This is a genomic window from Flavobacterium segetis (assembly GCF_900129575.1).
In the GTDB taxonomy this organism is placed as follows: Bacteria; Bacteroidota; Bacteroidia; order Flavobacteriales; family Flavobacteriaceae; genus Flavobacterium; species Flavobacterium segetis.
The window spans coordinates 73,365-95,342 of record NZ_FQWE01000003.1; the positions used below are offsets into that span (position 1 = coordinate 73,365).

21 protein-coding genes are annotated in these 21,978 nt (G+C 31.9%); 13 read left to right on the forward strand and 8 right to left on the reverse strand.

Translation table 11 applies throughout. The features are described 5' to 3' along the window. Window positions 1-3 precede the first annotated feature (3 nt). From BUA99_RS04640 to BUA99_RS04650, 3 genes are read right to left on the reverse strand one after another with little or no spacing between them, the layout of a single operon-like run. Window positions 4-489: a DUF4296 domain-containing protein gene (locus tag BUA99_RS04640; protein WP_072989697.1), complete on the reverse strand. Its 486-nt coding sequence runs from the start codon at window positions 487-489 to the stop codon at window positions 4-6. Window positions 490-499: 10 nt separating this feature from the next. Then, a complete protein-coding gene (locus BUA99_RS04645) occupies window positions 500-1,840 on the reverse strand; it encodes a dihydroorotase (RefSeq protein ID WP_072988932.1) in 1,341 nt (446 codons plus the stop codon). Window positions 1,841-1,852: 12 nt separating this feature from the next. Next, window positions 1,853-2,578: a polyprenol monophosphomannose synthase gene (locus tag BUA99_RS04650; RefSeq protein ID WP_072988935.1), complete on the reverse strand. Its 726-nt coding sequence runs from the start codon at window positions 2,576-2,578 to the stop codon at window positions 1,853-1,855. Window positions 2,579-2,681: 103 nt separating this feature from the next. Here BUA99_RS04650 and BUA99_RS04655 point away from each other — a divergent pair, with 103 nt between their 5' ends. The 3 genes from BUA99_RS04655 to BUA99_RS04665 all read left to right on the forward strand — a co-directional run bounded on the left by BUA99_RS04655 (window position 2,682) and on the right by BUA99_RS04665 (window position 4,741). Then, on the forward strand, window positions 2,682-3,353 hold the full coding sequence (locus tag BUA99_RS04655) for a DUF4271 domain-containing protein (protein WP_072988938.1): 672 nt from the start codon (window positions 2,682-2,684) through the stop codon (window positions 3,351-3,353). 13 nt (window positions 3,354-3,366) lie between these two features. After that, a complete protein-coding gene (locus BUA99_RS04660) occupies window positions 3,367-4,116 on the forward strand; it encodes a uroporphyrinogen-III synthase (RefSeq protein WP_072989699.1) in 750 nt (249 codons plus the stop codon). 154 nt (window positions 4,117-4,270) lie between these two features. Further along, window positions 4,271-4,741, forward strand: a complete 471-nt coding sequence (locus tag BUA99_RS04665; RefSeq protein ID WP_072988940.1) for an Lrp/AsnC family transcriptional regulator — start codon at window positions 4,271-4,273, stop codon at window positions 4,739-4,741. A gap of 98 nt (window positions 4,742-4,839) precedes the next feature. Here the strand turns inward: BUA99_RS04665 and BUA99_RS04670 are convergent, their stop codons facing one another. Together BUA99_RS04670 and BUA99_RS04675 are read right to left on the reverse strand one after the other, a co-directional pair. Further along, complete coding sequence (locus BUA99_RS04670; protein ID WP_200778639.1) at window positions 4,840-5,526, reverse strand: zinc metallopeptidase; 687 nt, start codon at window positions 5,524-5,526, stop codon at window positions 4,840-4,842. A gap of 155 nt (window positions 5,527-5,681) precedes the next feature. Next, the gene (locus BUA99_RS04675; RefSeq protein WP_072988943.1) at window positions 5,682-8,963 is read right to left on the reverse strand and encodes a leucine--tRNA ligase; all 3,282 of its coding nucleotides are present in this window, start codon (window positions 8,961-8,963) and stop codon (window positions 5,682-5,684) included. Window positions 8,964-9,175: 212 nt separating this feature from the next. Between BUA99_RS04675 and BUA99_RS04680 the strand changes: the two genes are divergently transcribed. Genes BUA99_RS04680 through BUA99_RS04700 form a run of 5 tightly spaced genes read left to right on the forward strand, consistent with a single transcriptional unit; the run spans window position 9,176 to window position 12,407 of the window. Continuing rightward, complete coding sequence (locus tag BUA99_RS04680; protein WP_072988945.1) at window positions 9,176-10,051, forward strand: cell division protein FtsX; 876 nt, start codon at window positions 9,176-9,178, stop codon at window positions 10,049-10,051. 60 nt (window positions 10,052-10,111) lie between these two features. Further along, on the forward strand, window positions 10,112-10,354 hold the full coding sequence (locus BUA99_RS04685) for a DUF3098 domain-containing protein (RefSeq protein WP_072988947.1): 243 nt from the start codon (window positions 10,112-10,114) through the stop codon (window positions 10,352-10,354). Further along, window positions 10,355-11,164: an undecaprenyl-diphosphate phosphatase gene (locus BUA99_RS04690; RefSeq protein ID WP_072988949.1), complete on the forward strand. Its 810-nt coding sequence runs from the start codon at window positions 10,355-10,357 to the stop codon at window positions 11,162-11,164. Window positions 11,165-11,170: 6 nt separating this feature from the next. Further along, window positions 11,171-11,872: a tRNA pseudouridine(55) synthase TruB gene (gene truB / locus BUA99_RS04695; protein ID WP_072988952.1), complete on the forward strand. Its 702-nt coding sequence runs from the start codon at window positions 11,171-11,173 to the stop codon at window positions 11,870-11,872. 4 nt (window positions 11,873-11,876) lie between these two features. Beyond that, on the forward strand, window positions 11,877-12,407 hold the full coding sequence (locus tag BUA99_RS04700) for a hypothetical protein (protein ID WP_072988954.1): 531 nt from the start codon (window positions 11,877-11,879) through the stop codon (window positions 12,405-12,407). 353 nt (window positions 12,408-12,760) lie between these two features. Here BUA99_RS04700 and BUA99_RS04705 read toward each other — a convergent pair whose 3' ends face one another. Next, window positions 12,761-13,366 (reverse strand): thioredoxin family protein, encoded by a 606-nt coding sequence (locus BUA99_RS04705; protein WP_072988966.1) that lies wholly within the window; start codon window positions 13,364-13,366, stop codon window positions 12,761-12,763. A 105-nt stretch (window positions 13,367-13,471) separates the two neighbouring features. Here BUA99_RS04705 and BUA99_RS04710 point away from each other — a divergent pair, with 105 nt between their 5' ends. The 3 genes from BUA99_RS04710 (at window position 13,472) to frr (ending at window position 15,628) form a co-directional block, all read left to right on the forward strand. Beyond that, window positions 13,472-14,251, forward strand: coding sequence for a patatin-like phospholipase family protein (locus BUA99_RS04710; RefSeq protein WP_072989705.1), 780 nt, complete (start codon window positions 13,472-13,474; stop codon window positions 14,249-14,251). A 67-nt stretch (window positions 14,252-14,318) separates the two neighbouring features. After that, the gene (gene pyrH, locus BUA99_RS04715) at window positions 14,319-15,026 is read left to right on the forward strand and encodes a UMP kinase (protein WP_072988969.1); all 708 of its coding nucleotides are present in this window, start codon (window positions 14,319-14,321) and stop codon (window positions 15,024-15,026) included. 38 nt (window positions 15,027-15,064) lie between these two features. Continuing rightward, complete coding sequence (gene frr, locus BUA99_RS04720; protein WP_072988971.1) at window positions 15,065-15,628, forward strand: ribosome recycling factor; 564 nt, start codon at window positions 15,065-15,067, stop codon at window positions 15,626-15,628. Between the two features lie 87 nt (window positions 15,629-15,715). Here frr and BUA99_RS04725 read toward each other — a convergent pair whose 3' ends face one another. Next, window positions 15,716-16,045, reverse strand: a complete 330-nt coding sequence (locus BUA99_RS04725) for a DMT family transporter (protein WP_072988974.1) — start codon at window positions 16,043-16,045, stop codon at window positions 15,716-15,718. A gap of 1 nt (window position 16,046) precedes the next feature. Beyond that, entirely contained in the window at window positions 16,047-18,317 is a 2,271-nt protein-coding gene (locus tag BUA99_RS04730; RefSeq protein WP_072989708.1) for a cation:proton antiporter, read from the reverse strand. A gap of 195 nt (window positions 18,318-18,512) precedes the next feature. On the opposite strand from BUA99_RS04730, the gene BUA99_RS04735 reads away from it, so the two are divergent. Next, complete coding sequence (locus tag BUA99_RS04735; protein ID WP_072988976.1) at window positions 18,513-20,924, forward strand: efflux RND transporter permease subunit; 2,412 nt, start codon at window positions 18,513-18,515, stop codon at window positions 20,922-20,924. A 549-nt stretch (window positions 20,925-21,473) separates the two neighbouring features. Beyond that, the gene (locus tag BUA99_RS04740) at window positions 21,474-21,971 is read left to right on the forward strand and encodes a GlcG/HbpS family heme-binding protein (RefSeq protein ID WP_072988979.1); all 498 of its coding nucleotides are present in this window, start codon (window positions 21,474-21,476) and stop codon (window positions 21,969-21,971) included. Window positions 21,972-21,978: the final 7 nt, after the last annotated feature.

Genomic DNA, 21,978 nt, shown 5'->3' on the forward strand with positions numbered 1-21,978 from the left:
ACCTTACTGTAAAGGTTCTTTTCTCAGTGAAGTTTTGCTTACTGCTTCCTTGTTAATAAATTTCTTTTTTCGCTTTAAAATTGTGTCTTCCTCGGTTAACAATAGTCTTTTATTCTTGGTCTTTTTAATATTTAATGACTTTTTACTTTCAACTTTTATTAAAGAATCTGAAGTTGCTTTTTGAGTGCTAATACGCTTTGTTACTTGGGTAAACATCTTTTTATATTCCTCACTATCGGTAGAATAATAAACATTACTTTTTGCAAATTGAAGACTGTCTACTTTATACTTTTTATAGACATAATCTCTCGCGTTTATCTTAAAACTATCAATAGATGCTGGACTTTGATATTTAATAGCTTGAAGAATAGACAAATCATACATTATATTTATCATTACATCCTTCTCTATTAAGCGCGCAGGTTTTTTATCATCTTTACAACTTGAAAAGAAAACAAGAATCGCTATAAAAAGTATCACTTTATTCATTTCTTTTCTTTTATCTATCAAATAATAATCGTTTTCCTGCTCGAATATCTTTCACTTTGAAAGGGGTGTAAACCAGTTGTCCATTTACAAAAGTATGCGTTATCCTGGACTTAAAAGTATATCCTTCAAAGGGAGACCAACCACATTTAGCCAAAATATTTTCTTTTTTAACACTCCAAGGTAAACCAGGGTTTACAATCACTAAATCAGCATAATAACCTTCTTTGATAAAACCACGTTTCTCAATTTTAAAAATTTTTGCTGGATTATGGCACATTTTTTCTACAATTTTCTCAATACTTATTTTTCCCTGATGAAAAGCTTCAAACATTGCAACAACTGCATGTTGCACTAACGGACCTCCAGATGGTGCTTTTAAATAAGATTGGTTTTTTTCTTCGATAGTGTGCGGGGCATGATCTGTGGCAATAACATCAATTCTATCATCAAGCAAGGCTTCCCACAATGCTTTTCTATCATTGACAGATTTTATTGCTGGATTCCATTTAATTAAATTGCCTTTAATTTTATAATCTTCATCAGAAAACCATAAATGATGAATACAGACTTCGGCAGTTATTAATTTATCTTCCAACGGAATTTTATTTGTAAAAAACTCCAGTTCTTTTGCTGTTGATAAATGAAAAACATGCAACCTTGCTCCTGTTTTTTTAGCAAGTTTAACTATTCTTTCCGTAGATTTATAACATGCTTCAACAGATCTAATTTTTGGATGACATTCCACTGGAATATCTTCTCCGTACTGCAATTTAAATTTTTCTAAATTTGTTTTCACAATCTCATCATCTTCACTATGAACCGCAATTAGCAGCTTTGTAGATGAAAATATTTTTTCTAAAGATGCAGAACTATCTACTAACATGTCGCCTGTAGAAGAGCCTAAAAATAATTTTAACCCGGCAACATTTCTTGGATTCGTTTTTAAAATTTCTTCTAAGTTTTCATTCGTTCCACCCATCATAAATGAGTAATTAGCATATGAATTTTGCGCAGCTAATTCATATTTTTTCTCTAATATTTCCTGAGTGATGGCATTGGGAACTGTATTTGGTTGTTCAATATAAGAAGTTATTCCGCCTGCAACCGCAGCTCTAGATTCAGATTCTATATCGCCCTTGTGCGTCAAACCTGGTTCTCTAAAATGAACTTGATCATCAATAGCTCCAGGCATAAGATAATTTCCTTCAGCATCGATAATTTTACAATCGGGAGATTTAGCACTGATGTTTTCTGAAATTTCAACAATTAAATCATTCTCAATTAATACATCGCCCTCAAAAATCAACCCTTCATTTACTATTTTGGCATTCTTAATTAAAACCCTATTCATCGTTTCTCTTTCTTATAATGTGTTAAATAATTTCTTTAACCTAAGCGCAATAACACCTAAAACAGCTTCAACAATAATTGAATTACTCATTTTAGACTGTCCTTTCGTTCTATCTGTAAAAATAATGGGGACCTCAACAATTTGAAATTTTTTACAGTAAGTCCGGTATTTCATTTCAATTTGAAACGCGTAGCCCACAAATTTAATTTTATCTAAATTAATTTCTTCTAAAACATTTCTTTTGTAGCACACAAAACCCGCTGTGGCATCATGAATTTTCATTCCAGTTATCAATCTAACATAAACAGATGCAAAATAAGACATCAAAACTCGGCTCAATGGCCAATTTACAACATTTACACCAGTAACATATCTTGATCCTATTGACAAATCAGCATCCCCTAAATGGCAAGCATGATATAATTTTTCTAAATCTTTTGGATTATGAGAGAAATCAGCATCCATTTCAAAAATATACTTATAATCTCGCTTTAAAGACCACTTAAATCCGTGAACATAAGCAGTTCCCAATCCCGATTTTTTCTCCCTTTTTTCTAAAAACAATCTATCTTTAAATTCAGCTTGAAGTAGAACAACCTTATCAGCAGTTCGATCCGGCGAATTATCATCAATAATTAAAACATTAAAAGGGATATGTTGTGATAGCACTGATCGAATAATACTTTCAATATTTTCAATTTCGTTATACGTCGGAATTATAACAATACAATCATTCATATTTTAAGTAATTTCACGGCAAAAGTAAACTTTTTATGGCATTACATCCTTAATAAAATTATAATAAAGAGAATGATATAAAAATTACTAATTTTGCGCAATTATGATCGAAAATATACTTCAACCAAGAATAACAGAAAGTAAAGATTGGGCAACTGTACTCTTTGTTTTATCGTTTGCAATAATTGCAATAACCAGATCGGTTTTTGCAAATCGATTTAGTGATTTTGCGAATTTGATTTATTCTAATAAATATATAAAGATTTATAAAGACAGCACGAATTTAAAAAGTGTATTTACAATTTCTTTATTTTTAGTTCAGTCAATCTCACTTGCCTTCTTAATCCAAATAACGTTGAGTTATTTTGGCTTTGCCACAAAAACAGATTGGCTCGTTTACATACAAATATTTACGTTTTTAGTTTTTTTCATATTATCTAAATTTTTAATTGAAAAAATTATTGCAACTTCCTTTAATATTGAAGAATTTGTGGAGCAATTCAATCTTCAAAAAGTAACGTATAGAACCTATATAGGATTATTCATCCTTCCAGTTAACATAATTTTGTTTTATTACGACTCATTTTCAAGAAATATTCCTTTAATTATAATAGGTATAATACTGATAGCTAATGTTTTAACTTATTTTATTTCAATTAAAAATTATCAAAAATTAATATTCAGTAAGTTGTTTTACTTTATTTTATATCTTTGCGCTCTCGAAATAGCACCCTATTATTTTATGTATTATTGGTTTACTAAAGGGAATGCTTAGAAAAAGTGAAAATATGAAAGTGAAAACAATTTTGGTCTCACAACCTGAACCTAAGGTAGAAAATTCACCTTACTTTGAACTTCAACAAAAGCATAAAGTAAAGATTGATTTTAGACCTTTTATTCATGTGGAAGGAGTAAATGCAAAAGAGATTCGACTTCAAAAAGTGGATCTTAATAATTACTCAGCAATTATTTTAACTAGTAAAAATTCTGTCGATCATTTTTTTAGAGTAGCAGAGGAAATGCGCTTTAAAGTTCCTGAAGGATTAAAATATTTCTGTCAATCTGAGGCGATTGCTTTTTATTTACAAAAGTATGTTGTTTATAGAAAACGTAAAATTTATGTTGGTCCAAAAGATTTTGCAGACTTATCTCCACTGATAAAAAAATACAAGGACGAAAAATTTTTATTACCAGCCTCAGACCAATTAAATGCTGATGCTCAAATAACGCTAAATGCATTAAAAGTAGATTGGACACCAGCAGTTTTTTACAAAACAGTGATGAGTGATTTATCTGATCTTGCTGATGTTTATTATGATATTTTAGCATTCTTTAGTCCCACTGGAATTAAATCATTATTTATGAACTTTCCAGATTTTAAACAAAACGAAACACGAATTGCTGTTTTTGGAAGTACCACTCAAAAAGAAGCTTTAGATCACGGATTGAGAGTAGACATTCTTGCACCAACGCCTGCAACACCATCTATGACAATGGCTTTGGAAAAATACATAAGCGAAGCTAATAAAGGAAAATAAGGAAAATATTAAAGATATAAAAAAATCCATTCACTTGCTGAATGGATTTTTTTTGTATTTTAACTAAAGATAAATATTTCACATTATCATTTTTTGCTTATTTTAGATTTCAAAATGAAATTAAAATACAATTTTTAGTTTAAAGTAATACTATATGAAAAGTAATTCCTTCACTGTCGAAATAGACGGCATCGATAAAGAAATTCTGCGCGATTTAATGTCAGATGCCCGTAAACCCATTCTTCAAATTGCAAACAAAATAGGAATTTCAGGAGCAGCAATTCATCAACGTTTAAGAAAACTAGAACAATCTGGTGTAATTTCAGGTTCTAAGTTTACTGTAAATAATAAAATTCTAGGTTACAATACTATGGCTTTTGTTGGGATTTACCTCGACAAAGCAGCGCGAAATCCTGAAACAGTGAGAGAATTAAAAAAAATCCCCGAAGTGTTAGAATGTCATTACACTACAGGAAACTGGTCGATATTGATAAAAATTATTTGCAAAGATAATGAACACTTAATGCAGTTGCTCAACACTAAAATTCAAGCAATAGAGGGTGTTTCCAGAACTGAGACTTTCATTTCCTTAGATCAACAAATTGACAGACAAATTCAGCTTTAACTTTTAACTATTTAAAGCTAAAAAAAGCCGACTCATTTTAAAAATGAGCCAGCCTTTATATTTTAAAAAAAATTTCTAATTAGATAGTTGTCTTTGAATTAGTCTCTCCTACCACCCATGTAAATAGAAACATAATACAATAGCGTAGCGATTGAACCTAAAGCAGCGACTACATACGTTCTAGCAGCCCATTTCAATGAATCCTTAGCTCCCGCTTGTTCTTGTTGCGTAAGCATTCTTTTATTTTCTAACCATGCTAATGCGCGATTACTTGCATCATATTCTACGGGTAATGTTACAATTGAAAATAAAGTAGTTGCTGCAAAAATAATAATTCCCACTAATAACAATTGAGGAAAAGTATTTAATAACAAAATCCCCCCAAGTAATATCCATTGCATATAACTTGATGCTACATTCACAATGGGAACTAATTTAGAGCGCATAGTTAACCATTGATACCCAACTGCGTGTTGAACTGCGTGCCCACATTCATGAGCCGCCACTGCTGCTGCTGCTGCATTTCTTTGATTATAAACTGCTTCACTTAAATTTACTGTTTTATCCATTGGATTGTAGTGATCTGTTAATCTTCCTGGAGTTGAGATCACTCTTACATCGCGAATGCCGTTATCTGCGAGCATTTTTTCGGCAATTTCAGCACCTGACATTCCATTTTGTAATTGTAATTTAGAATAATGTTCAAATTTACTTTTTAGTCTTGAACTAACTAGCCAGCTGAACAACATGATTGCTCCAGCTAGAATTAAATATCCCATTCCCATAGTTTTTTCTTTTATTTTTTGAGTTAAAAGCTAATCAGCAAATTACGACCCAAAAATCAACAATGCCAAATTGACACTAGTTAAATATTTGCAAATAAAAAAAACCCAAACTTCAGTAATAGAAATTTGGGTTGATATTATTAAAATTTCATATACTATCCCACTAAATTGATAATCTTTCCTGGAACAATAATCACTTTATTTAGTGTTTTACCTTCTAATTGTTTAATCGTTCTATCGTCCTTCATTACAATTTCCTCAATTTGTTCCTTAGTCAAGTCTAATGGTAATTTTATAGTAAATCTCATTTTTCCATTAAATGAAACTGGATATTCTTTCTCACTTTCTACTAAATGCGCTGGTTCAAAAACTGGAAAAGTCACCGTCGAGATTGAACCTTTATTTCCTAGCAACGACCATAATTCCTCAGCAATATGCGGTGCATAAGGCGAAATCACAATCGCTAATGGTTCAAGAATAGCTCTAGAATGACAATTTTGTGTAGATAATTCATTCACGCAAATCATGAACTGCGACACCGAAGTGTTAAAAGAGAAATTCTCAATATCTTCCGCTACTTTCTTAATGGTTTTGTGTAGTGATTTTAAATTTTCTTTTATTGGTGTTTCATCAGTGACTATTAAACCATTTTCATCAAAATACAAACGACATAATTTTTTCAAAAAACCAAAAACTCCTGAAATTCCTGCCGTATTCCATGGTTTAGCTTGTTCTAATGGTCCTAAGAACATTTCATACAACCGCAGTGTATCCGCTCCATATTCATTACAAATATCATCTGGAGTAACTACATTGTATTTTGATTTTGACATTTTCTCGATTTCGCGACCTACTATATATTTTCCGTTTTCTTCTGTTATGAACTCCGCATCTCTATAATCATCTCTCCAATTTTTGAAAGCTTCAATATCTAATTCATCAGATGAATTAACCATAGAAACATCAGCATGAATTGGTTGAACATTTCGACCATCAATTTTAGTTTTAGAAACAAAAATATTAGTTCCCTCTAAACGATAAACAAACGCACTCATCCCTAAAATCATTCCCTGATTAATCAGTTTTTTAAATGGCTCTTCCGTTGGTGCGAAGCCTTTATCTTTTAGGAATTTGTTCCAAAAACGAGAGTACAATAAATGTCCCGTTGCATGCTCGTTTCCACCAATATATAAATCCACATTTTCCCAATACGCCAGCGCTTCTTTGCTAGCAAATTCGTTTTCATTATGCGCATCCATATAACGCATCCAATACCATGAACTTCCCGCCCAACCTGGCATCGTGTTCAATTCTAAAGGAAAGATTTCAAAATTGTCCACTAAATCAGTACTAACAACTTTATTATTTTTGGTATTCCAAGCCCAAATTGTTGCGTTTCCTAAAGGCGGTAAACCGTCTTCAGTTGGTAAATAGTTGGCTACTTCTGGTAATTGTATTGGTAAGTATTCTGGAGCAATCATTTGTGGTAAACCATTCACGTAATACACGGGAAAAGGTTCACCCCAATATCTTTGACGAGAAAAAACAGCATCACGCAAACGGTAATTGATTTTTCCTTTTCCTTGGTTGATTTCTTCTAAGGCTGCAATTACTTTTTGAGTTGCCGCTTTGTAATCTAATCCATTTAAAAAATCAGAATCTACTAACTTGAAACCTTCTTTCGAACCATAAGCCGCTTCCGAAATATCTTGGTCAAAAATATTTTTTATTTCAGGCATTCCTCCCGAAGTTTCGGGATTGCCTTTAAAGAAATTAGCAAAAGCATAATCTCTTTCGTCGCCACAAGGAACAGCCATGACAGCTCCCGTTCCATAGCCAGCTAAAACATAGTCTCCAATCCAAACTGGAACTGGTTCTTTAGTAAAAGGATGCTCCGCAAAAGCACCTGTAAAAACTCCTGATATTGTTTTCACATCGGCCATGCGCTCTCTTTCAGAACGCTTAGATGATGCTAAAATATATTCGTTTACTTTATCTAAACAATCCGGTGTTGTAATTTCTAATACCAAAGGATGCTCAGGAGCTAATGTCATAAAAGTAACTCCAAATATAGTATCAGGACGAGTTGTAAAAACACTAATTTCCTTTGTGACCTCAGCGACATTAGTTATATTTTCAAGTTCTACAGTAATCGTGTCTAAAACACCCGCCAAGTTTCTTAAAATTTCTTCATCTTTAAAACGAATAACTTTAAAACCTTTACTGGTGAGGATTTCTGTTTTATCTTGAATACTTAGATTAGTAGAATCTTGGCCTTCACCATCAACTTCAATCACTAACTTTTTTGAAAGACAAACAAAATCAACAATGTAATCTGCAATTAAATGTTTCTGTAAAAATTTATAATCAATAGCTTTAGAATGCAAACTTGACCATAAAATTTGCTCTGTCTTTGTTAAATTACCTTCAACTTGCGTTTCTGTTTCTTTTACTAAACTATTACTATTTTGACTTGCTGTAATCGTTTTGACCGAATCAATAGCTACTTTTGAAGAATTATTTGGTAGAACTCGGAACGAAACCATCGCTCCAACTGATTTTCCAATCCAGTTTCTTTGACTTTCTTTAATACTTTCGCTCCAATCAATATCGTTCAAACCCTGCAGTAATCGCTCAGCATACGCTGAAATTCTCATACTCCATTGCGTCATTTTTTTTCTAACAACGGTAAAACCACCGCGCTCTGAAACACCATTTACAATTTCATCATTAGCCAAAACGGTACCTAAACCAGGACACCAGTTTACTTCTGTTTCCGCTAAATAGGTTAATCGATAGTGTAAAAGAATTTTTTCTTGCTGTATTTTTGCGAAAGCGTTCCATTCGTTTGACGAAAAAACCTCGATATTATCATCACAAACTGCGTTGACATTTGTATTGCCATCAATTTCAAAAAGTGCTTTTAAAGTCGAAATATCTTCTGCTCGATCAGTGGTTTTGTTGTACCAAGAATTAAATAATTGGATGAAAATCCATTGAGTATGTTTGTAATAATCCGGATTTGAGGTACGCACTTCCCGACTCCAATCAAATGAAAATCCAATTTTATCTAATTGCTTTCTGTATCCTGCAATTTTATTGCCTTCTTTATCAATCCCACCATCAATGTTAACAGAAGTAGTCTCTTCGGGACGCTGACCAGTTTGAATGGCATATTGTTCAGCAGGTAATCCAAAACTGTCATAACCCATAGGATGGAGCACATTGAAACCTTGATGCCTTTTATAACGAGAATATACATCTGAAGCGATGTAACCTAGCGGATGTCCTACATGCAGCCCAGCTCCAGATGGATATGGAAACATGTCAAGCACATAATACTTTGGTTTTTGAGAATTATTTTCGGCTTTAAAAGTTTCATTTTCTAACCAATACTTTTGCCACTTGGCCTCAATTTCGTTCGGATTATATTTCATTCTCTATTTTATTGTTATTAGTGGAGTCATGCAAGGGCACGCTCAAGCCATCTCGTAAATTATTGTGAACCAATTAGCGATTTGAACCGCAAAAGGTTTGCAAAATTATGGTCGCAAAATTACGTTTATTGTACGAAAGTTAAAACTTTGGACGTTATTAACTTCAAATAAAGAAATTCTTTATTATTTTTACCCGATAATTTCAATAAACTATGAGTTCTTCCTTTGACAATTTTCAAAAACGTCGTCTTATTTCTTCTTACTTTTCAGTAGTGCTAAGTGTATTCTTGGTTTTATTTCTACTGGGATTTCTAGGTCTTTTTATAATTAATTCTAAAAAATTAGCGAACGATTTTAGAGAAAATATTGCCATGACCGTTTTTTTTAAAAATGAAGCTAATGATAGCATATTAAAAGGTTTTGGCACAGAATTAAAAGCGAGTCGTTTTGTGAAATCTTACGATTTTGTTGCAAAAGACGCTGCAGCGAAGCAGCACACCGATATTATAGGAGAAGATTTCATGACTTTTCTTGGTGAAAATCCATTACAAAACTCCTATGATATTCACTTAAAAGCTGATTACGTTGTAAAAGATAGCATTGTAAAAATAGAAGCAGGTCTTCGAAAAAACGCAATGATTTCTGATATTGTTTATGATAAACAATTAGTTAATTTAGTAAATGACAACATTAAAAAAGTAAGCAGTTGGATTCTAATAATCAGTAGTTTTCTAGCCATTATTGCCGTTTTATTAATTAATAGTTCTTTGCGTTTATCCATTCATTCAAACCGATTTATTATAAAAACGATGCAGATGGTTGGTGCCACAAAATCATTTATTAGAAAACCTTTCGTCACTAGAAGTATCAAATTAGGAATGCTTGGTGCATTGTTAGCAATCCTCGCACTAATTGGAGTTTTAATTTATGTTGAAAATAGTTTTCCGAATTTAGGAATATTAAATGACAAAGCTTTAATTGGAATTGTCCTTGCAGGAGTTTTTGGATTTGGAGTACTGATCACTTGGTTAAGCACCTACTTTGCGACACAGAGATTCTTAAATTTACGAACAGATGATTTATATTGATTTTAAATCAATAGTTTTTAGATTCTAGATATAATAATAAAGCATTCTAATTCAGTATAAATGAAAAATAACGAACAGAAAGAAGAATTCCTTTTTGACAAGATAAATTATAAAATTCTATTAATAGGAATTGCAGTAATAACGCTAGGATTTATATTAATGGCAGGCGGTGGTAGCGATGATCCTACTGTTTTTAACGAAGAAATCTTTAATTTTAGAAGAATTAGATTAGCGCCAACAACAGTTTTAATTGGTTTTGGGATTACAATTTATGCTATTCTCAAAAATCCAAAAAAGGCTTAAATGAACACATTGCAGGCTTTTTTAATTGCCATCATCGAAGGATTGACAGAATTTCTTCCTGTTTCTTCAACTGCTCATATGGTATTTGTTAGTTCTTACTTTGGAATACAAGAAGACGATTTTGTAAAACTATTTCAGGTTTCAATTCAATTCGGAGCTATTTTAGCGGTAGTAGCTTTGTATTGGAAAAAGTTTTTTGATTTCTCCAAATTCGATTTTTATATCAAACTTGTTTTTGCTGTAATACCAGCTTTAGTGCTAGGAAAATTATTTGATGACAAAATTGAAGCCATATTAGGAGATCCCATTCCCATTGCAATTGTATTAATTATAGGCGGAATAATTCTGCTATTTATTGACAATCGTTTCCAAAATCCTACTGTAATAAAAGAGGAAGATATTACAATAAAACAAGCTGTAATAATTGGTTTTTGGCAATGTCTGGCTATGATGCCGGGAACAAGTAGATCCGCCGCTTCTATTATTGGTGGAATGCAACAAGGGCTAACGCGTCATGTTGCAGCTGAATTTTCGTTTTTTCTTGCTGTACCTACAATGATGGCGGTAACTTGCTATTCGGTTTTCTTGAAAACTTATGAGTCTTCCCAAATGAAAGGCTACGAGTTAATTTTAAAATCAAATGAAAACATTCAGCTTTTTATAATTGGTAATGTCGTGGCTTTTATAGTAGCCGTTTTAGCCATCAAATTTTTTATTGAAATAATTAAAAAATATGGTTTCAAACCGTGGGGTTATTATCGTATCGTCGTTGGCGTTTTTCTTTTAATTTACTTTTCATACTTTAAATAAAATCTTTTGAATACAGTTGAAGATTACCTTAACGGCCAAATTTTGCTTATTGACAAACCTTTGAACTGGACTTCATTTCAGGCAGTAAATAAATTAAAGTATGCGCTTATTAATAAACTTGGACTCCCTAAAAAATTTAAAATAGGTCATGCTGGAACTCTCGATCCATTAGCAACTGGATTACTATTAGTTTGTACCGGAAAGTTTACCAAAAGAATTACTGAACTTCAAGGTCAAGCCAAAGAATATACAGGAACTTTTCATATTGGTGCCACTACTCCATCCTACGATTTAGAAACCGACATTGATCAAACGTATCCTACTTCGCACATAGACGAGGCATTAATTTTCGAGACGATAAAACAATTTCTAGGCGAAATCGATCAAAAGCCACCTATTTATTCTGCAATAAAAAAAGATGGTGTTCGATTATATGAACATGCTAGAGCTGGCGAAACAGTTGAAATTGCTTTTAGAAAAACCACAATTAACGAATTTGAAATTACCCGAATTTCACTACCAGAAATAGATTTCAGAGTAGTTTGCAGTAAAGGAACTTACATTCGTTCATTAGCTTTTGATTTTGGAAAAGCAATGAATTCAGGCGCTCATCTAACGGCTTTACGTCGAACAAAGATTGGTAATTATGATGTCCTAGATGGAATTGACGTGACTGAATTTGAAAATAGTTTGCTAGGCAAAATTTAGTTTCATGAATCAATCCATAGCTCTTATTTTATTTTTGTTCTTGAGCTTATCTGCTTTATCGCAAAATAAAAAATCTAAATACTTTCAATTTGATATAACTGCAGCTATTAGAGGAAATCCTGATGCTGCTATTGTAAATCAGTATACTCAAAAAAAAGGTTCTTGGCTAATACCTGATGGTTTAGGAACAAAGATTGGTTATGGAATTCAATATAAAGAATGGATTGGATTGGGTATTCACACTGGAATTAATTGGGAATGGAAGGATCAATTAGTTGTTGCACCAGTTTTTGCTAATTTTAAGTTAAGTCCAAAAGTTGGAGAAGATACTAGAATAACGTTACAGTTAGGATATGGGAAAGCTCTAGCGATAGGTCGTGGCTCTTTGATGGGAGATTATAAAAAAGTGAGCTTAGGGATACAAACTATTGATGATATTATAATTTTTATAGAATTGAATCATTATTCCTTCCCGATTAACAATCAAAAAGATTCCGGAAATATTAGTTTAGGAATTTCACTATTGACTTTCTAAAAGCAAAAACACATGACAAATTCTTTAATCGAATTTGCGATGTGTTTTTTCTAAAAAAATTGAAGTAGTTTTTAATACATACTTTTCCTTTATTTCTGACCTAAGCCGCTTGTTAATAATTAGCAACATTTTTACCTCCAAAAAGTAAATATGAAACATAATCATAAACTTTTTCAAATAATCTTTTCATAATGATATTTTTTAAATTGTTATTAGAAATTTAAACAGTCATAAAAAAATTAGATCAAAAACGATAGACTTGATTGGCAATCACTAAGTTACAAAATATTTTTCAATACAGTTGTTAAATCTGTCTGAAATATTTTAATTTCGACGAACTACTTAAAATTCTGTTAATAGTCTAATTCCTTTATTAAATCTATAAGTTCTTTTTGCGTACTTAATCCTTTATCTTGTAAATACCACATTTGTAAATTAGTTTTTGCTGTTTCATCGATAAAACCAAATTCCTTTTTATAGTTTTGAATCAATTCTACTGCACCTTTTGGTCTTGGACCCCAATGACCCACTAACTCTCCTGTATTTTTATCAACGATAATTACTATAGGAATCGACTTAGAATTATTAGTTAAAAACATTTTCATCAAATCATCATTATCATCACGCAGAACAATTCTTAAATCTATTTTACCAGAATCGATAGCCATCTTGTTCACTATAGGAAGAATTTGGGCTGCATCACCGCACCAACCTTCGGTAATGACTAACCAAATGTACTCTCCTTTTAATGCTTTTAATTGAAGAATAATTTCATCTGATAATTTCATTGTTTTATCTAAACGATGCATGCGCGTTTCGTTCAGTGAACTGTAATGCGTCAAATCCTGTGATTGTTCATGTCCAGTAGATTTATTTTCGATTAATAAATCAGAAACTAGTTTTCTGTATTCTAAATAGGGATGACTATTGAATAATGCTTTAGCTATTGTAGTTTTCATAATATCAAGTTTATATTTACAAAGTTACCATATTAAACGGGTAAAATTGTGACAATTGTCACCTTAGAACATTCTAAAATTGTAATTTTAGAGCAAATTATAATTATGGATTTAAAAACAAAATCGATAGGTCTTACTCTTTCTGGCGGAGGATCAAAAGGTTTAGCTCACGCGGGTGCTATTAAATTCCTCGAAGAGCAAAATATTCGTCCTAATAGAATGGCTGGAACAAGTGCTGGATCCATTGTAGGAGCACTTTATGCTTGGGGTAAAACTCCGGAGGAAATACTTGCTTTTTTTAAATCCATTTATCTTTTTCATTGGAAACATCTAACTTTTAAAAAAGCAGGATTAATCGATTCCGAAGCCTTTAAACATTATTTTCAAGACATTTTTAAAGATGCTAAAATAGCAGAGCTTAAAATTCCAATTCAAATCACCGCCACTGACATGGTGCGGGGGAAACTCAAGGTCTTTGGTCCCGACACGAAGATTATAGATGCAATTTTAGCCTCTTCTGCTTTTCCCGGGATAATGTCACCTTATGAGATTGATGGGCAGTTGTATAGTGATGGCGGGATTTTAAATCATTTTCCGACGGATATATTGCAAGGGCATTGCGAAACTTTAATTGGAATATACGTGAGTCCCATTCAAAAAATTGAAGCTAAAGATTTAAATTCGATCAAAGCAGTTACAACAAGAGCATTTGATATTCTATCTGCAAATTCCAATATGCATAAGTTTAATAATTGTGATTGGGTTATCGAACCTAAAGATTTGTGTTTATTCAGAACTTTTGAAACTAATAAAACAAAAATGGATGCCGTTTTTAAAATTGGCTATCAAGCCGCAAAAGATTCCTTTGAAAAACTTAAATTATAAAATTTAAGTAACACTATTTTAAAAAATCAGAATATGTCTATATTTGCAACAATCAACACAACTCAAAATGAAATACAAAAGAATTCTTCTAAAATTAAGTGGTGAAGCCTTAATGGGCGATTTGCAATACGGAATTGATCCGAAAAGATTAGGTGAATATGCCGATGAAATCAAGCAAATACACAATAAAGGAATAGAAATCGCCATAGTGATAGGCGGTGGAAATATTTTTAGAGGAGTTGCGGGTGCAAGTGCAGGAATGGATAGAGTGCAAGGCGATTACATGGGAATGCTGGCCACAGTGATCAACGGAATGGCATTACAAGGCGCACTCGAAGAAAAAGGAATGAAAACCCGTTTACTAACGGCTCTAAAAATGGAATCTATAGCAGAACCTTATATCAAAAGAAGAGCAGATCGCCATCTTGAAAAAGGAAGAATTGTAATTTTTGGAGCGGGAACAGGAAATCCATATTTTACTACAGATACAGCTGCAGTTTTACGTGGTATTGAAATGAATGCAGACGTAATTCTCAAGGGAACTCGTGTTGATGGAATTTACGATTGTGACCCTGAGAAAAATGCGTCAGCGGTAAAATTTGATTTCATATCATTTGATGATGTACTTAAAAAAGGATTGAATGTAATGGACACGACAGCGTTTACATTAAGCCAAGAAAATAAATTACCAATAGTAGTTTTTGATATGAATATAGTAGGGAATTTATTAAAAATTTGCGAAGGAAAAAACATAGGAACAGTAGTAAATATTTAAGTTTCTAGATTGTTAAAGAGGATTAAAATAAGGAAAATATGACTGAAGAAATTGAATTTATATTAGATAGTACTGAAGAATCAATGACGGGTTCTATTGCGCATTTAGAAAAGGAATTTTTAAATATACGTGCTGGAAAAGCTTCACCAGCAATGTTAGGAAGTGTTTTTGTAGATTATTATGGATCAGCGACACCATTATCGCAAGTGTCAAAAATCAGTGTTCCTGATGCACGAACTATTACTTTACAGCCTTTTGAAAAAAATATGCTGCATGTAATTGAAAAAGCAATAATGATTGCCAATATAGGTTTCAATCCAATGAACAATGGTGATGTCATAATTATAAGCGTGCCCGCACTAACGGAGGAAAGAAGACGTGAACTTGTAAAACAAGCAAAAGTAGAATCAGAAGATGCCAAAGTAGGAATAAGAAACGCACGAAAAGATGCTAATACTGACATTAAAAAATTAGAAAAAGAGGGAACATCTGAAGATCTTTGTAAAAATGCCGAGGATGAAGTGCAAACTTTAACTAATACATTTATCAAAAAAATAGATGAACTTCTTGTTTACAAAGAAGCTGAAATCATGAAGGTTTAGATTTTTTTAACTTAAATAATCCGTCTAATTAAAGTTCACTTTGAAATTTAATTAGACGGATTATTATTTTAATAAAATTTAATTGTTTTAAGTACTCGAAACAAATTTTAGTCCTATTATAGAACTTATTAATGTCGTAATAAAAAATATTCTCCAGAAATCAGCTGGCTCTTTAAATATTAAAATTCCCACTAATACAGTTCCTACAGCACCAATTCCCGTCCATACAGCGTAAGCCGTTCCTATAGGTAAAGTTTGTGTTGCCTTATAAAGTAAGAACATGCTTATTGCTAAACAAACTAAAAAACCTACTAACCATAGCGTTGATGTAGTGCCCGAGGTTTCTTTTGCTTTTCCTAAACAAGTGGCGAAACCTATCTCAAAAAGGCCACCAATAATCAATAAAATCCAATTCATATTACTGTTTTAAAATTAAGACTGAAGGAACTTCGCTCAGCCAAACGGTACTTTCATCTACTAATTGTTTCCAACTATGGAGACTAACTAACATTAAATTTTGTCGATCTAAAAATTCCTTTTCAATAATTTTAATGGAAATCGAACTAATATTATTTGGATATTTTTCTTTTAAAGAATCAAAAGCGCTCTTTATGACAAAATTAGAATGTACATATTCATTTACATCCAAAATTACAACTTCAGAATTGTTATTAAAAATTAATTTTTGAGCATATTCAATTAAAAATGAATCTTCAGTACTAAAAATTGGAATAAAGATTCGTTCAATCTGATGTAAATCTTTGTCAATCAATATTCCTATAGGCATCTTAGTCTTAGAAATAATTTGTCTTGTTCCTTCATCAAAAGGAGAGTTTTCAAACAATCCTTCTTTACCAGTAAACTTGTCAATCAAACGATCCGGGTTAATAATTCTAGTGGTGAACCCAATAACTTTACCTAGAATGGTTCCTTCAAAGATAGATTTTCCCAAACCTATTAAAAGTAAATCATAATTTCCCTGGTTAGCAACCTCAGCAATTTCAGTTTCTATATCTTGAGTCGACTTAAAAATCGTTGTAATATCTTGACCTAACAGTTGTGATTCTTCAACAATAGGATAAAAACTATTTTTCTCCTTGTGATCTAAATTAAAGGAATGCACCTCATCACTTAACGATAAATGCATAACTGTAATACTGGATTGGGCTTTTTGCTTCTTCACTAAACTATTTGCTAACCGCAACAAAGATTTTCCTTTTTCATTATTACCAAAGGAAATTAGGATTCTGTATTTATTGAGATTTGTTGATTCAATAACTTCAACTCGATCTTTAGTTTTAAAAATAAAATTAATTAAATCCAGCGCTGGACCAGTCATAAAAGTAGTTACTAGAGCCATTATAACCATCATTGTAAAAATTTCAGGAGTTAAAACTTTAAGCTCTAAACCTATGTTCAAGACTATAAGTTCCATTAATCCTCTGGTGTTCATTAAAGCACCAATTGTTAAGCTATCGCGCCAACTTTGTCCAACGAATTTAGCTGCCAAAGCACTTCCTGCAAATTTTCCAACCACTGCAATTAATACAATAAATCCAGTTATTTTCCACAAATAAGGATCATTCAAAAGTCCTATTTCTGTTTTTAAACCAGTAAAAACAAAGAACAAAGGAAGTAATAGTATCAAAGCTACATCCTCCACTTTTTCAATAAAAATTGTTCTAAATTTTGGAACATCAGGCATAATTGCTCCTGCCATAAATGCACCAAAAAGTGCATGAATGCCTATTACCTCAGTAGCGTAGGATGATATGATGAGTACTAAGAAAAAGATGGCAACAACAGGTTTTACAATATTGTCTTTCGAACCATATAAATCACCAATCCTCTTTAAGAAAGGCTTTACTACGAAAATCATTACAAGCACATAAATAATTGCAAGCATAATAATGTATAACGAACTAACGAAAGTCCCAGCTTTTACAATGGCAATTACCACTGCTAAAATACACCAAGCGGTGATATCATCTGCCGCAGCACACGTAATTACTATAGCTCCTAATTTAGTTTTATGAATTCCTCTTTCTTGCACAATTCGCGCCAAAACCGGGAATGCAGTAATACTTAAAGCAATTCCTAAAAATAAACTAAATGATAAAAACTTTACACCTTCTGGGGCAAATTCATCGTAAACGAAATAGGACAACCCTATTCCAAGAGTAAATGGTATCACAATACTTGCATGACTAATTACAATAGCTTCATTTGCTTTATTCTTCAATACTTTCATATCTAATTCCATTCCTATCACAAACATAAAAAGAATTAACCCTATCTGACTTAAAAATTTTAGGTTACCTAAAGATTCTAGCGGAAATAAAGCATCTGAAAATCCAGGAAAATACAATCCTAATAAAGATGGACCAAGAGCAATCCCAGCAATAATTTCTCCAATAACAGAGGGCTGTCCTATCTTTTTGAAAACCCAACCAAAAAAACGAGCGACAAGAATTATTGTTACTATTTGTGCTAAAAGAATAGCTAAAGGATCTTGAAGATTGTGTTGCATTGATGCTAAAAAATCATTCCAATAACCCTTGTCACTGTCAAGTGTTTCAATAGTTTTACTTGCCTCTAAGAACTTGCCTTTACCAATAATCCAATAAATTATAACGGAAAAACTTCCCGTTAGGACAAGATAAAAGATTGTGTTTTTATATTTTTTCATGTCTATTTCTTTTGTAAGTGTTCCGCTTCTTAAAAAAAACAAAGATGAGAAATTTTACTAAATATAAATTAAGGGTAAAAATATTATCTTGTTCATAAAATTAAACCACCATAAAAATTTATATTTCAATTTAAACTCCTTATTTATTATGATTTCATGCCTTTTAATTATCTTTGCATCCACTCTATAAAATTTATGAAAAAGAAAATAAAAGTAGGTATTTGGGAAAGAATTGCCCACATCGTGCTTAGAAACAGAATTTTAATGTTGTCCATAATTGCAGTAATAACAATACTTTTAGCATTGCAATGGAAAAACATCCAATTTTCATTTACAGAAGCTAATTTACTTCCTGACGACAACATTGTTAACAAAGAATACAACGCTTTTTTAAATAAATTTGGAGAAGAAGGTAATCTAATAGTTGTAGGCGTAAAAGACAACAAGTTCTTTACACCAAAAGCCTTTGCCGCTTGGAACAATTTAATGACTCAAATTAAATCTCAACCCGAAGTTGAATTAGTCGTGTCTATTGATGATTTAAAGCAACTGAAGAAAAATGAAAATCTTCAAACTTTTGAATTACTACCATTTGTAGACAGCAACAAAACGAAAAGTCAGGAATATTTGAACGGTATTAAAAAAGATTTGTTTCAAAACATGCCTTTTTATGAAGGCCTGCTTTTTAATAAAAAGAATGGAAGTATCCGTTCCGCCATTTATTTAGATAAAAAAATTGTTAACACTGCAAAAAGGAAGGATTATATTGTTAATAATTTTATTCCAAAGATCGAGGCCTTTGAGAAAGAAACCGGAATAGATTTACGCGTTTCAGGAATGCCATATATTCGTACGCTTAATGCCTTGAGTATTCTTAACGAAATCAGCTTATTCATTGGTGCATCATTATTACTTACTTCACTCATATTTTTCTTCTTTTTTAGATCATTCAGAGCGACTTTAATTGCAATACTCATAGTGATTGTAGGAGTAATGTGGACTTTTGGATTACTAGGATTATTCAATTATCACATTACTGTACTTACAGCTTTAGTTCCAACTTTAGTTATTGTTATTGGAATTCCAAATTGTATTTTCCTAACTAATAAATACCAGCAGGAATATAGTGCACATAAAAATAAGGCAAGAGCATTACAGCGTGTGATTACTAAAGTAGGAACAGCAACTTTAATGACAAATTTGACTACAGCGGCTGGATTTGCCACTTTTATAATTACTAGTAGTCAATTGTTAAAGGAATTTGGTATTATATCTTCTTTGAGTATTGTTTCGCTATTTTTTTTATGTTTGATTGTAATTCCTATTTATTACAGTTATCAACCAGTTCCAAAACAGAAACATCTGCAACATTTAAACAGGAATTATACTAGAGTATTTATTAACTGGATTGCAAAGACGGTAAAATACAATCGAAGTTATGTTTATGTTGTAGCCTTAATTATATTTTTTGTTAGTATTATTGGTGCTTTAAAAATAAAAACTTCGGGAAGTTTGATTGAGGACATGCCTAAAAATACCAGTTTTTATAAAGATATTTTATTCTTCGAAAAAGAATTTGAAGGAATCATGCCACTAGAAATAACGGTTGACACTAAAAGAAAAAAAGGTGTTATGAAATTGTCTACTTTACAGAAAATGGACGAATTTCAAGAAACTATCGAGGAAATCCCAGAACTTTCAAAGCCTATCTCGATTTTAAACTTAGTCAAATATTCAAAACAAGCGTACTATAATGGCAATCCTGATTATTATGATTTACCATCTTCACAGGAGCAAAGTTTTATTTTAAGTTATGCTAAAAATGCAACTAAAAACAGCAAAGATAACTTAATGAAAAGTTACGTTGACAGTACAGGCCAAGTAGCTAGAATTACTACTTTCATGCGTGACATAGGCACTGGTAATATGGCTAAAATTGAAGATAAACTGTGGGCTAAGGCCAATGCCGTTTTTCCAAAAGACCGCTATAATGTGGTAATGACTGGAAAAGCATTAGTCTTTGAAAAAGGAACACAGTATTTGTTAGATAATTTAGTAAGTTCCTTATTATTCGCTGTATTTTTGATTTCCCTACTAATGGTTTTTATGTTTCGCTCCTTCAAAATGGTTGTTGTGTCTTTGATTCCAAATTTACTGCCATTGGTGATTACAGCTGGACTAATGGGTTATTTTGATATTCCGTTGAAACCCTCAACTATTTTAGTCTTTAGTATAGCTTTTGGACTTTCGGTAGATGATACGATTCACTTTCTCGCGCAATACCGCCAAGAATTAAAACGCAACAATTGGAAGATTAAAAAATCTGTTTTTGCTACCATTAAGGAATCAGGGATAAGTATGTTCTATACCTCGGTAGTTTTATTCGTTGGTTTCTCTGTGTTTATGTTATCTGATTTTGGAGGAACTGTGGCGCTTGGTGGCTTAATTGCTGTTACATTAGCTTTTGGTATGTTATCTAACTTAATGTTATTGCCTTGTTTAGTTTTAACTTTAAATAAGTCATTAGCAAACAAACAAGAATTTATCGAACCAAAAATTGACATCTTAAATAATCCTATCGATGATAATGAATTAAGACCGAATTAAAAATATCAGCACTATAAATTAAATCCCGTTTTTAAAAGCGGGATTTTTTTGTTTCAAAGTAATTACAAATGCAATTAAAACATTTCAGTAAATAACTATTGATATTGTTAAAGGCGTAAATCAATAAAAAAACTAAGGAGAATTAGTAATACCACTTCATTTTTGAATATCCCGTAAAAGACTTTTGATTTTTGTCTGGTTGAGCGGAGTCCAAACCCTTTATACAAGTCCTGTATAATCTCGACTACGCTCGATTTGACACAAAACAAAATAGTAAATTTAAAACACAATTAGTATAAATAATAAGATATAAATAATCTCATTTGAACTATTTAATAGTTCTCACGGCTCTAAACCAAATACTAAAAAACGCTCTACTTGGCAATAATAATGAGAGTCGGTAGATTATGAGGCTGTTAATTTAATTATAAATGAATTTACACAGTGTTATAATTGAAGTAATTTTGCAAGATATCATTCACAAGTACAGAAAATTTTAATTTCTGATAAAATTTAGAGTTTAAATAACATTGTACAATTCCAAATAATATGAATATTAGAAAAAAAATATTAAGAAGCGTCATTTGTTTACTCGTGTCTTATTCTGCATCAGCACAATATTTAGTAAAATTAAGCGAACTTAATCAAGAAGGTGCATTAGAACTTGCAAAACAGGCAAACTTAGAAGCACAAAAAATCAACAAGAAAGTTTCTATTGCAGTATTGAACTCGTCTGGCGTAACAATATTGCTGCTTAAAGGGGATTCAGTAGGTCCACATAACACTGAAGCATCACGAAGAAAAGCATTTACCTCATTATCTACAAAAACTCCAAGTTTTCAGTTGATGAAAAATGCTGAGGAAAGTAAGGATGCTAAAAATTTGAATACACTTCCAGAACTCTTATTATTAGGTGGTGGAACACCAATATGGAAAGATGGAAATTTAATAGGAAGCATAGGCGTTTCAGGGGGTGGTGGCTCAGAAAACGATAACAATATAGCAATAAAAGCAGTAGAAAATCTAGGTTTTAAAATTAGTCAATAATATCTTA

Bases quoted from the DNA above. Each gene is read 5' to 3' on its own strand.
- BUA99_RS04640 (WP_072989697.1), bottom strand. From the start codon at position 489: ATGAATAAAGTGATACTTTTTATAGCGATTCTTGTTTTCTTTTCAAGT.
- BUA99_RS04645 (WP_072988932.1), bottom strand. From the start codon at position 1,840: ATGAATAGGGTTTTAATTAAGAATGCCAAAATAGTAAATGAAGGGTTG.
- BUA99_RS04650 (WP_072988935.1), bottom strand. From the start codon at position 2,578: ATGAATGATTGTATTGTTATAATTCCGACGTATAACGAAATTGAAAAT.
- BUA99_RS04655 (WP_072988938.1), top strand. From the start codon at position 2,682: ATGATCGAAAATATACTTCAACCAAGAATAACAGAAAGTAAAGATTGG.
- BUA99_RS04660 (WP_072989699.1), top strand. From the start codon at position 3,367: ATGAAAGTGAAAACAATTTTGGTCTCACAACCTGAACCTAAGGTAGAA.
- BUA99_RS04665 (WP_072988940.1), top strand. From the start codon at position 4,271: ATGAAAAGTAATTCCTTCACTGTCGAAATAGACGGCATCGATAAAGAA.
- BUA99_RS04670 (WP_200778639.1), bottom strand. From the start codon at position 5,526: ATGGGAATGGGATATTTAATTCTAGCTGGAGCAATCATGTTGTTCAGC.
- BUA99_RS04675 (WP_072988943.1), bottom strand. From the start codon at position 8,963: ATGAAATATAATCCGAACGAAATTGAGGCCAAGTGGCAAAAGTATTGG.
- BUA99_RS04680 (WP_072988945.1), top strand. From the start codon at position 9,176: ATGAGTTCTTCCTTTGACAATTTTCAAAAACGTCGTCTTATTTCTTCT.
- BUA99_RS04685 (WP_072988947.1), top strand. From the start codon at position 10,112: ATGAAAAATAACGAACAGAAAGAAGAATTCCTTTTTGACAAGATAAAT.
- BUA99_RS04690 (WP_072988949.1), top strand. From the start codon at position 10,355: ATGAACACATTGCAGGCTTTTTTAATTGCCATCATCGAAGGATTGACA.
- BUA99_RS04700 (WP_072988954.1), top strand. From the start codon at position 11,877: ATGAATCAATCCATAGCTCTTATTTTATTTTTGTTCTTGAGCTTATCT.
- BUA99_RS04705 (WP_072988966.1), bottom strand. From the start codon at position 13,366: ATGAAAACTACAATAGCTAAAGCATTATTCAATAGTCATCCCTATTTA.
- BUA99_RS04710 (WP_072989705.1), top strand. From the start codon at position 13,472: ATGGATTTAAAAACAAAATCGATAGGTCTTACTCTTTCTGGCGGAGGA.
- pyrH (WP_072988969.1), top strand. From the start codon at position 14,319: ATGAAATACAAAAGAATTCTTCTAAAATTAAGTGGTGAAGCCTTAATG.
- frr (WP_072988971.1), top strand. From the start codon at position 15,065: ATGACTGAAGAAATTGAATTTATATTAGATAGTACTGAAGAATCAATG.
- BUA99_RS04725 (WP_072988974.1), bottom strand. From the start codon at position 16,045: ATGAATTGGATTTTATTGATTATTGGTGGCCTTTTTGAGATAGGTTTC.
- BUA99_RS04730 (WP_072989708.1), bottom strand. From the start codon at position 18,317: ATGAAAAAATATAAAAACACAATCTTTTATCTTGTCCTAACGGGAAGT.
- BUA99_RS04735 (WP_072988976.1), top strand. From the start codon at position 18,513: ATGAAAAAGAAAATAAAAGTAGGTATTTGGGAAAGAATTGCCCACATC.
- BUA99_RS04740 (WP_072988979.1), top strand. From the start codon at position 21,474: ATGAATATTAGAAAAAAAATATTAAGAAGCGTCATTTGTTTACTCGTG.